Annotated in this window: 6 protein-coding genes and 1 pseudogene; 3 read left to right on the plus strand and 4 right to left on the minus strand. The window is 61.1% G+C overall.

Annotation, left to right across the window (positions count from 1 at the left end; all coding sequences use genetic code 11):
* Positions 1 to 244 precede the first annotated feature (244 nt).
* The 3 genes from AC04SH_RS32735 to AC04SH_RS32745 all read right to left on the minus strand — a co-directional run bounded on the left by AC04SH_RS32735 (position 245) and on the right by AC04SH_RS32745 (position 2293).
* Positions 245 to 1516 (minus strand): type II toxin-antitoxin system HipA family toxin, encoded by a 1272-nt coding sequence (locus AC04SH_RS32735; protein WP_488481694.1) that lies wholly within the window; start codon positions 1514 to 1516, stop codon positions 245 to 247.
* 1 nt (position 1517) lies between these two features.
* Entirely contained in the window at positions 1518 to 1832 is a 315-nt protein-coding gene (locus AC04SH_RS32740) for a helix-turn-helix domain-containing protein (protein WP_488481695.1), read from the minus strand.
* A 314-nt stretch (positions 1833 to 2146) separates the two neighbouring features.
* A complete protein-coding gene (locus AC04SH_RS32745; protein ID WP_488481696.1) occupies positions 2147 to 2293 on the minus strand; it encodes a hypothetical protein in 147 nt (48 codons plus the stop codon).
* A gap of 524 nt (positions 2294 to 2817) precedes the next feature.
* On the opposite strand from AC04SH_RS32745, the gene AC04SH_RS32750 reads away from it, so the two are divergent.
* The 3 genes and pseudogenes from AC04SH_RS32750 to AC04SH_RS32760 form a co-directional block, all read left to right on the plus strand.
* Positions 2818 to 4248, plus strand: a complete 1431-nt coding sequence (locus AC04SH_RS32750) for a gluzincin family metallopeptidase (RefSeq protein WP_488481697.1) — start codon at positions 2818 to 2820, stop codon at positions 4246 to 4248.
* A 26-nt stretch (positions 4249 to 4274) separates the two neighbouring features.
* Positions 4275 to 4493 carry a hypothetical protein gene (locus tag AC04SH_RS32755; RefSeq protein WP_488577877.1) on the plus strand — a complete coding sequence of 73 codons (219 nt, stop codon included), beginning with the start codon at positions 4275 to 4277 and terminating at the stop codon, positions 4491 to 4493.
* A 359-nt stretch (positions 4494 to 4852) separates the two neighbouring features.
* A pseudogene (locus AC04SH_RS32760) lies at positions 4853 to 5181 on the plus strand (IS5/IS1182 family transposase); the annotation flags it as partial.
* Between the two features lie 316 nt (positions 5182 to 5497).
* On the opposite strand, the gene AC04SH_RS32765 reads toward AC04SH_RS32760, so the two are convergent.
* Positions 5498 to 11449 (minus strand): shikimate kinase (locus AC04SH_RS32765; protein WP_488481698.1); only part of this gene is annotated, 5952 nt, incomplete at its 5' end.

Below are 11449 nucleotides of genomic sequence, written 5' to 3' on the forward strand. Positions count from 1 at the left end.
CTGCGACCTGGCGGGCAGCGCGATCAATGCCGTTACGTTTGCCGCCACCTCTTCAAGGGTGGCGGTGAGGCGGTTTATCTGCGAGGCGGTCGCCGCCAGTTCCGGGCGGTAACGGGTGACGAGATATTCCCCGGTTCTGGCCTAGCGACTGGAGATGCCTGGCCGTCTTCGTGCGAAGGCGCAGGCCCGATTATTGTTAGGTTTGCAACTGACACCAAGTTCAGCCCCCCGCGAACGTACCAGCTTAGGGGCTACATCTGCCGTTCAGCGCGTCAGGTGAACCGATATCAGACGGTCCTATAGCCTCCCGGCGATGCTCGAGCATCGCCGGCGAATCCAAGATGTCGCCGAGGTAGTCGATGTCGACCGCAGCGACACCGCATTCTGAAAAGATGTCCCGCCATCTTCCGATCCATCCGGCCACCTGGTTCCATTCGTGCTGAGCATCCTCTTTTGACATGCCGAAGTGAGCCGCCGCCGCCATGGCGTGTGTGATGCTGAAATCGTTCAGAAACCTGGGGCTCGGAGAGATTTGGATCGCCTGTTGTCCGAGACCGTTCATTTGAGTCGGAATGTCGAAAGCCGGCGAAAGCAGCCATCCGTCCTCGGTATGGAGAAAGGCGTGGTTCTTCGTGTGATCGTCAGTGTTGTCTATCATGATATTGAACGCCATTCTGCGGAATAGTTCTCGTTGCATCGACTGGATGCAGTCGGCGACTCCATGGCGTCGGATAATCGCCGCGATGGTGGCATAGCTGTCCTCGGTCTCCGAGGCCAGCATCGTGCGTGCTGAAACAGCGTGGACGCGCAGACCCCCAACACGGTCAAAACGACGGACCGTCAGAATATGATCGATACCGCCGGGCATGACCCGTGACGATGCGACGTATAATCCGGCTCGGCGCCCCAGTTCCATGCAGGCATGCTCGACAAGGAGTTGATCCACGTTGCTGCCGCGCGGAAACTTGGCGATCCACTCTTCTCCGTCAGCTTCGATCAGCATCTTGGGGTGGGCGCCGCCCATGCTGCCGGCGCTGGCGATGAGCTGTCTTTCTCGCTCGCTGAGAGGTCCACGCTCGAGGACGCGTGCAATCAGCGCCTCCGCTTCCTGAAGAGAATCCACACTCATGAGTGGCTGTTCGTCGACGGGACGATATTCATCGAAGCTGGATGACATCCCAAGCGCACCGAAACGGCGGTCGCCCGCATACCAGAGCTTGTCGAGTGGGCTCATGCGCGGGGGGCGAGAGACGACCCTGATCATCCGTTCCCCCCAGCGATCCGGCATAGCGTCTTCGATTGCGCCAGGAGCCACCATGTCCTTCAAGGGAGCATGCACCTTCTTGTCATGGGCGAGATCCGGAGAGAGAGGGAATCCCGAACGCCTCCACTCGTCATCCAGTTCAAGAAGGCATCTCCGATTGCTAGTCTCGAGCTTTACCCGCCCAACCAAGCTCGGCTCGAGCGGGTTTTCAAGATACCAGACCGCAAGCGAATTTCCCCGGAAGTCGCCCATGTTACCCTCTCTTTCGGCTTGCTCGGTTCACATCGAGCATTGTCGCGTACTCGTCCTCTCCCGGTTTGAGGATTTCAGCGAGATTTTCGGACTTACCAAATATCCAGAGCGCCGCAGCATAAACACCTATCGACACCTTTGCGTCGCCCGCCTCCATCCTGCGCAGCGTAGGGATCGAAGTCCCCATCCTCGCGGCCATGGTCTTCAGGCTGTCCCCCCTACGCTCGCGGGCGATGCGCAGATGAGAGCCAAGCGTTTCCAGCGCGACTACCGTTGCATCAGTGAGGATTTCAAGCGATGTGGAACTCTTTGACATAAACGTAAGGTTTCTCATGAATGGATGTATATGAAAATATATGTTCTTTCAGGGCGAATTCAAGGGCTGACCACCTATCTCCACGAATGAGAAAAGATTTCGACACAGCCTCATGCATTCATCGCAATAGCGGAGGCGTCCGACGGAAAGCCGCCCTGCTCGGCGACGCCGCTCAGAACCGTGCGAATACGTTCGAAACGGCCACCAAGGCGTCCTTGCTGCTGCTCCAGAGAATAGGAAGGTCCTTTGGCGGCCGTCTGCTGTGCCGGTATCCGCTTCAGGCGCCGGTAAGAGCCAACCATCGACGCCCCACACTATGTGCTTCGGACGCGCGGCGACGAGTTAACCGTGCAGATGGGCCGGCGCAGCGAACTGATGTCGAGCAGCATGGACAGCGCCCGCATCTGCAACGCGATGCCGAACAGGATCGGCACAACGGCAACCAGGTCGTAAAATCCCATGGCATGGGGTTGGCAGCCCAATGCGTGACGAAGCCGAGCGAAAAGGCAAGCAAGATCTCCAGGACGGTGTTCGGATAATCGTCTCGATCAGCTCTTCCTTCGGATCGTTCTCGTCCAAGGGCCCTCCCCTCCCATCTGCCGTAGCAGGTCCTTGCGCGGTTATCATTAAGCTCTCGCGAGTCCCTGTATCGCCGCCGATTAAGTCAAGTGCCCGAGGACCGAAGCCGTACGGCAACCGTTTCAGGTTTGCGCTGCCCCCTCCGTTACGCCCTGCGGCCTTGTGGCGACGAAGCAAACCGCGCGTTTGAGGTCATGGATGGTCATGAAGAAAATCGGCGTCGCGCAAGGCTCGGCACGGTTGATGCTCCATCGCGTCTTGTAGCCAGATTGCTGCCAGAGCGTGTCCGCTTTGCCACCTACGTAGAACGCTCTCCGACGCTCGAGGCGGGCAATCCTAATTTGGCGCCGCCTGTGGCGAGCAGTTTTCGAAGTTCCATTCAATCGAAACCAAAGAGGAGACGACAGTGGCGAAGGCGAAAGGTTCGGCGAAGAACGCCAAAGCGAAGGCAAGCAATTCGGTTTCCGTATGGGAGGACGATCCCGGAACGGGGATACTGGTTAGCCGACCCATTCCAGACCTTTCCAAGAAGCCTCTTGCCTTTGGATTTCCCAAGCCTGCTCCAAAACCTGGCGGATACCCTCCCGGAGGGGCCGATTTCAGGTATTGGACTGCAGCGGAAGCATTGCGAAGGGGCGCAGACTTCTGGTCGGCGTGCGTTCCGCTGACGAAGTGGCAGGTCGGCGCGACCCTGAAGGTCAATCTCGACGAAGGAGTCGATCTCAACGCCTATTATGATCGCACGGCCCTTAACTTCTTCCACGGCCCCTCTCCAACAGGCACCGTCTATTCGGGAGAGAGCCCCGATGTGGTTTGCCACGAGATGGGACACGCGGTATTGGACTCCTTCAAGCCGGAGTTGTGGGACGTAGGCAGCCAGGAAGTCGCGGCATTCCATGAATCTTTCGCGGACATCAGCGCCATCTTGTCGGCCATCCAGTTACCGTCGCTCCGCACCAGCGTACTGGAGGATACAGGCGGTCGCCTGTACAGGAACTCGCGGCTTTCACGCCTCGCTGAGCAGCTCGGTGCGGGCATCCGCGCGCAGCATCCAGACGCTGTAGATGCAGACTGCCTGCGCAATGCAGTAAATTCCTTTGCTTACCAAGATCCGAGCACGCTCCCCATTTCGGCTCCGGCAGCACACCTTTCCTCCGAGCCGCACTCGTTCTCGCGAGTTTTCACAGGCGCGTTCTTCGAGTCGCTCGGTACGGCCCTTTCCGCCAGGGCACAAAATCCAGCGATGCCGACGGAGGCTGAATTGCTATCAGTTGCAAGCGATCTGGCCGGCATTCTCATAAGCGCGATCAAAGCTTCGCCGGTGGTGTCCAACTGGTACGCGCAAGTGGCCGCGAATATGGTGATCGCAGCTGGCTCGGTGGACGCCAGATATCCGCCGATCATCAAGGCAATCTACGTGCGTCGCTTGATCCTCTCTCTGCACTCCGCAGCGAGTATTGCCTTTGTCCCACCGGAACGAGCTGCTGTCCCTGCCCCTGCTGACGCACACGAAGACCTGTCTGAGACAGCGTTGCCGGCAGATGACTACGGCATCAAAGGGGTGCTCTTCGTCAGGACGCCATCACAGAGACGCCATTTTGTCGCATTAAGCGCCGCCGGTGACTTGTCGTCGGCACAACCTCTGGGCGCAGCGACCGCGGCTCAGATGTTCGTCGACGATCTATTTAGCCGAGGTCGTGTGGACTATGGCGATGTGGTCTTGCCTGAGGCTCGGCTGGATCACGGACGTAAGCTAAAGTCACATCGGCTGGTAACAACCCCCGGCGGTGCGCGCTTGGATAGGCTGCTATTCGATTGCAACTGTGGATGCCAATGATAAACTGGACAATATGATAGTGCAAAATGGTTGAGATAGCGAACGTGGCATCTAAAAGGGAGGCCAAACCAATAGTCCCGGACGACGCGGAGAAAGCGGCGTTCGTGCGAGGTTTGATCGAACGAGGCGAAGCCGTAGAGGCCAATCCCGACGGCTCTTTGCCTCCGGGGGCCACCCACCTTATTGTCGGCAAGACAGACAAGGGACTGCCGATCGTAAAGCGCGCCAGGTTCAGCGCGTTCTAGTGGCCAAAAACTGATGCTGGGTCACAGGCGTCGCCCGCGTGGCTTCTCAATCACTATCGATTTCGGGCAAATCCTCCTTGACCGAATGGCGTTTGCTGTCCTTCGCGCGCGAACCCGAAGGTCGTTGATCCGGACTGCGCCCGCTGCAGCAAGTTGGCACCTCTGTCGGACATCCTTCTTTGTTGATTGGTTCAACGTCGCGGGAAGTACTTCTGCAAGGCTTCGTCTTGCAGTGGTCCGTTCTTCAACTACCGGAGTACAATTATCGCGCCTGAACTATCATTCAGCCTTGTCCAGCGAAGCGAACGATGGGCGCTTCTATGAACAACAACTCGCTTCCGCCGGGGGAACCATGAAGGCGCATCTTTGCGTCGATGTCGGGCGACCCGGACTTCGAGTAGCTGATTGTCGATTCCACAATCATCCTCGCGATCAATATGCATCGGGCGCTAAAGGGGGCTGAGATCAGGCCCTTGGCCGTTCCTGTGGCGGACCCACCAAGAAACATGTGGCCTTCAGAGGTCTTGGCTGCCCGATGCGCTTCACCCTGACAGCCGGCCAACAGGGTGATTGCCCCCAGGCCTATGCCCCGAGCGGCGGCTTGACCGCCAAAGTCGCATGGCCGACGCGGCCTACGACGCCGATCGCCGGCGTGCCGTTGATCGCAGAGAAAGACGCCGTGGCTGTCTCCCACGATCCACGTCTGCAACTCCTAGGAGATTAGAGCGCGCGCAGCGTATCGATCGGGCAGCAAAGGCTTGCTGTCGTAACTTCGACAATGTCCGAAACGAGATACATCGCGCTCAGAGTTAACGCATTGTCCCAGCATCATAGTTTCAATTGGCGCGAGACTTGCGGGTCGACAGTCGTCTCACGCGCCCACATTGTAAACAACGTGACAACGCCTCCCAGCTTTATCTCGACCAAGTTCCCCGGCGATCGAAACGCCGGGGGCTCTCGTTGGTTCGGCTTTCTTTCTCTTTGGAGCAAACATCGGCCCATATTCAAGGTTTGGATTCGCCGATGACCCTCTTGCCCTGCCGCAGTCGCCCCTGGAGGGCCTGCCGATCGGCGACCAGATTGTCGAGGTGCAGGGACTCGCGCCGCGGTTCTTGCGCCAACCGCCGAGCCAGCTCCCGCGTGGCCGCCACCACATAGACGCCGCAATCATAACCGTTGCGCTGCCGCGCCATGCGCACCGGCTGCGGGTCGGCGCCCAGCCTTGCCGCGAACTGCGTGGCAATGGCGCGGTGGTATTCTCCCAGGGAGTCGTAGTGATAGGCGACGAGCCTTGCCCGCTCGCGGCGATCAACCAGCAGCAGCGACCAGTGCCTGCCGCTATCAGGATCGGCGGCATTGGCATCGTTGACTGGCAGGAACAGGAAGTCGGCGGTATCCTCGCCATTGTGATTGTGGACGATGCCTTGGAATGCGCCTGGCGCATCGCGGTCAGCGGCCAAGCGCAGATGATGAGCTACGATGGGATTCACGAGACGCGTCCGCGCGGCCAGATCCGGAGAGCGTGCCTGCAACTCCTGGTCCAGGAGCCTGTAATCCGCGTTGATATGGTCGTCGGTCAGCCAATCTGTGGGGCCAAGCGCCAGCCGACCCTGCAGTGCGCTGCCCGAACCAGAGGCGGGTTCATGCGTCTGCGCAACCTGGGCGCGATGGGTGGGGAGAAAGCGCCCGTCCGGCTCCCGTCCCGCCGGGGCGGTGGGTTGCGCTGCGGGCCCAGGCAGCCGATCGGCGTCCTCTACGCCAGGGCCAGGGGCGGCGCCCGCCTGTGAGCACAGGTGGGCGTGCAGACTCTCCACGCATGGCTTGGCGTTCTTTCTATCCTGTTTCTCGGGTGGAATGAATTCGATATCGGCTTCTTTGTAGAATTGCTGGCGCTCGCTCAACAGTCTGGCGATCTTATCCTGCGGGTTGGGGCCTTGCAGCAGCGGGCGGCTGGTATCTTTCCTGGTGCGTTCCTCGATCACTTCGAGTTTGGTATTGAGCCAGATCGAGACCGCTTTCTCCTTGATGAGGCTGCGGCTCTGCGAATCGTTGAACGAGCCGCCCCCGGTGGCGATCACGGCGGGGCCGGCCTCGAGCAGACGCGCGATCACACTTGCCTCCAGCTCCCTGAAACGCGCCTCGCCGTCGGTCTTAAAAATCTCCGTGATCGATTTGCCAGCCTGGGTCTGGATTATTTTGTCGGTATCGACGAAGGGTAGCCCCAGGCGCCTGGCGAAAATGGGACCGATGCTTGATTTGCCGGCGCCCGGCATGCCAACCAGCACGACCGGCCGTCCATTGAGGGCGGCAAAGATCTCTTTTGCGACCGGTGACCTGGCGGTCTGGGGATTTCGCTGTTCAACGCTGCGCACCCCAAAGCTGGCGAGTCTGGTTCTGCCCGTTGTCCCCTCTTCGCCTCCCCAGTGGGGGATGTCCATGACAGCATCGGGGATCGCGACTTGCCTGCAGGTTCCCCGCACGCGCTCGACCAGTTCCTTGGCCTTCTCCAGCCCATCGGCGCCGGCTTGCTGCTGCAGCTCGAAAAGCTCCTTGTAGGTGTCGTGATTGTCGATCTTGGCCTTGTAGCTGCCTGCCGTGTGGAACTCCAGCTGGAAGCGGTACCCATCCGGCGTGCTGAGCACGCTCTGGATGCCGACGAAGCTCGGATCGCGCAATCTGAACCAGTTGGTTGTCTGGAGCTCGGTGTAGCCGCGCTCCTCGAAGGCCAGCATGGCGGTCTTGAAGGCGCGCGTAAAATCCTTGTCGGGGATTTCGAAGACATGGCGCACGGCGCTGCTGAGCAGCTGCACATCGCTGCCGCTCGCGGCGCTCATGCCGGTCAGATGATCTGTCATGGAGGCTTCCGATTTCAAGCGGCGCTTCATATGAGGCATGTTCACCTGGATGCCGGCTGTCGCCAGGCTGGCGGCCACGGCGAGCGCTGCCGCGGTGATTTCCTCTTCTTCCTCCCTGGCGCGGGCAGCCTCGATGGTGGCGCGCTGCGATGCCTGCTCGCGGCTCAGCGTCATCGTCGCGCCGTCCGCGCTGCCAAGGTGCGGCGCAGACGGTTTGGGCAAGATGCCCTGCTGCGCAACGAGTTTGATGGAGGCTTCCATGATTGAAGCCGCCAGGGTGGGATTGCCCTTCAGGTCTCCCAAAGTGGCATCGACATCGAACCAGCCCTGGTTGAGGGTTGCCGCCAGACCCTTGACGTAGGGCACGGCCCTCAAGCCCGGCGTCTGATGCAGCAGCCGCTGCAGCTCTGCGCTCTTCTTCATGAAGAGGCGGGCGCCAGTATCGGATTTATAGGCGTCGGTGCCGACCTTGACGCCGAGGCTCAGGAGATTGTTTGCGCTTTCGACGAGGTCGTCGGGATTGTAACCATCCGGGCGCGGATCGATGCGCGCGGGATAGTGGTTGAGCAAGAGCTGGACGCGCTCGCGTGGCTGGGCAGTCGCCGCATAGGCCTCGGCCAGATCCGGGAACAGCGCGCACAGTGCCGCGCTGAGCCCCGGGTTAGCGTCGTTGACGCTTTCGACTGGTTCGGGCCGGCGTTGCGCATCCGGCTCGACCGCCCACGCCTCCAGGGCGGAAATGAGCAGAGCGGCCATTTCGCGGGCGACCGGATGCCTGGCGACCTCGATCTCGTGCCTGGCAGTGTCGAGCTTGTCCTGGATATCCTGCCGGCTCGCCTGGTCCTGGTCCAACAGCCCACGAAGGCCGAGCCTGAGCCCGTGGTTGACGCCCTCGTAGGCGCCAAAGATGGCCCGCTCGGCAAACCAGTGTCGGCCTTCATGCGATTGAGCCAGAAAGCTTCGCTGCAGGCCGGTATAGGTTTCCAGGACGTTCTGCGTGGCGGCGAGGATCTGGCTGGCGCGGCTGAACTGGTAACGCTCGCCGTCGATGGCAGGAGTGTGCGACTTGGGCGGCTTGAGTGAGCGCACGCCGCGCGCTTGCTCCTTTTGATCGAACTGACGCACATGCTCATAAAGCTGCGGCCGGTCGCCGACGATAATGACCGTGTCGCCGTCGAAATCGCCATCGAGCTTCTTCTGTTCACCGGTCGGCACGGCAACCAGCGAGCCGGGAGCGAACACCTCCGTCGCCTGCAGGACGCCGACGCAGTCGAGCGGCGTGTCCGCCTTGGCGCGGTCCTTGCCCGTGGTCCAGTTCGAATGGCACTTGACGTCCTCGGCAGACATCACCAGCCCACGGTCGGCGAAGTCGGCCGGCCACATCGCGTCCGGCACCACGATCAGAATGCCCTTGGCAAAGAAGGTCGGAGCGTCGGCCGTCAGGTCCTTGCCGGGCTTCTCGGCGACATTCAAACTGTATTGGATGGCCACGCACTGATCCAGGAACGCCGCGGTCGGGTCCGCATCCGCCGCCGACCTGACTTGCCCGGCGGCAAACGGGCGCAGGTTGGGCTTGTCATAGGGCGAGCGGCCGATCAGCACGCCATCCCTGCCCGTCAACGTCTCGCTCTTGAGCTTCGGCACATGGACGCGGCCATCACTGGACGGTACGGCAACCGCACCGGGACCGTCGATATGTCCGGTCGTCACGGTTCGAAACAGCTCTTCGGACGTCAACGCGCGCCCTTGCTGGCTCTCAAGCCAGGTCCTGGCCTTCTCGCACGTCTCCTCCGCCACCAGTTCGCTGCGCGGATAATGTTGCAGTGCCGAGGCCGGAACGGACGACCTCCTTCCCTCGGCAAAGGCGGTCATCCGATCGGGGCCGTCTTGCGAAACGGCCCGGCGAACAGCCGGCATCAGCGCGGCCAGCGAGGCCTTGATGAAGCCGCAGCCGTCATGCGGCTGCAGGGCGATCGGTCCCTTCGGCCCAGTCAGCTGGAAAGGATGCGCCTCGCCCACCGGGCGGTCCGGCAGCAGCAACAGTTTGAAGGCGCCTTCCAGGGCGTAGTCGTGCGGGCCCAGACCCTGAATGGCCGGTGGCGCGGCGAACCCCCGGCGCTGCGTGTAATAATAGGCCTCTTTGAACGGAGCCCAGGCGCGCGACAGCCTCTCGAAGTCGGTGCCCGCTGCCGTGTCACTATAGGGAATGGCCAGCAGCTTCCCTCCGGACGGCTCGAGTCGCCCACCTGGCGGACGTGACGCGATCTGCGCCAGTGTCAATCTCGGCGGCTTCAACTTGCTGCCGCCGAACAGGTCCATGCGGTACGGCACACCCTCGACGGTGAGCGTGCGCGTCAGCAAGAAGGTGCTGGGCTTTCCCGGCAGTTGCACCGCCACCACCTTCACCGCCCCCGAGGTCAGGCGATGAAAAACCGAATATCGTGTCTCGGCCTCCGTGGCGAGGCGCTGCCCCCGCATATCAACGACCGGCAACCGCATCAGTCCGGCATCGCCCTGCGGCGGTCTGGGCTCGTGATCCATGGTTCGCAACACCTGATGCACGTCGAATACCGATGCAGGATGTTGGGCTTGGACGGTTGCTGCATTCTGCTCCAGGAATGAATCTATCGCATCCAGCGGGTTATCGGCCTCGATATCCGCGATCACGTTCCAGCTCATATTGGAAAGATCGCGCTCGATAAGATCGCGGGTGCGTTCCAGGATGCCTCTGGTCTCCCGCTGCAACTCTTGCTGCCTGTTCCGCAAACCGAACCTGTCGCCCTCGACATAGGGGCGTCTGTAGAGCCTCTTGAGGACCGCACGGGTCTTCAACACTTGATAGATCGACAGGGCGGGACAACGGGTCGAGCACGGTCCACGGCGCCGCTCGGCATCGCTTGCGTTGAGGTGCGCCTGGATCTTTTGTTCCACGACGGGTTGGATATCGTTGAGCAGGTTGAGCGCCTGCCTGCGATGCCAGCGCAGCTGCTTGTGCGTGCTGCGCGCCAGCGGCAGCAGAGCGGCGCACAGATTGCCCGCGGTTTCCAGGTTATTCTCGGCGGCAAATCCAGGCGCACGATGCAGTTCCTGAAGGCGATCCAACCCCGTGCGTGCGAGCAATCCGAGATCGTCAAACAGCCGGGCTTTGGCCAGCGCCTTAAAAATGTTGACGATCGTCAGAGCGTTGGCCTGCTCCAGGCGATCAGTGGCATAGTGAAGGTGGTGGGCGAGCTTGTGCAGCCGGTCCTTCAGCAGAGCGGTCTCGTTGATCTCTCCGGCCTCCTCTCCCCTCTGGCATTCCCGCGCCAGACCATTGGCGATCATGCTGAGCGAAGGTGTGGTGAAGGCTCCGAAGCGGAGGTTTGCCGAGCCGAGTCGGTGCGCGAGGTCTATGGTCGCCTGATGACACGCCCCTTCTTCCGGCCACTTGCTGAACCCATTCATCAAGTTGCCTAAGTCCTGAGGGATAAGATTATTAGATAGCCCGTCGGCGCGGCGAAGCATCTCACCAGCGATCGTGGCTGTAGCCTCGCGACAAGCCGCCGCTTCCGGCCACTTGCTAAAGCCGTTCACCAGGTTCGACATCTCCTGCAGATTAAAGCCAGGGAGCTTGTCGGCACGGCGCAGAACCTCACCGGCGACCGTGGCTATAACCTCCTGACACTCTGCCTGTTCCGGCCATTTGCTGAAACCGTTCACAAGGTTTGCAAGTTCCTGCGGGGTAAAGTCTGAGGGTCGGGGGGTGCGGTCCCCACGGCGGCCAAGAACCGCAATGCCGATCGCGGCCGCTGCTTTGCGACACTGCGCCTGTTCCGGCCACTTGCTGAAGCCGTTTACCAGGTTCGACAGGTTCCGAGGAATAAAGTCGGATAGACGGTCGGCACGGCGAAGCATCTCTCCGGCGATCGTGGCTGTGGCCTCGCGACAACCCGCCTGTTCCGGCCACTTGCTGAAGCCGTTTGCCAGGTTAGCCAGGGTCTGCGGAGTAAATTCAGAGAGTTGGTCGGCACGGCGAAGCACCTCACCGGCGATCGTGGCTGTGGCCTCGCGACAACCCGCCTGTTCCGGCCACTTGCTGAAGCCGTTTGCCAGGTTAGCCAG

This window comes from Mesorhizobium sp. CNPSo 4688 (genome assembly GCF_057784295.1).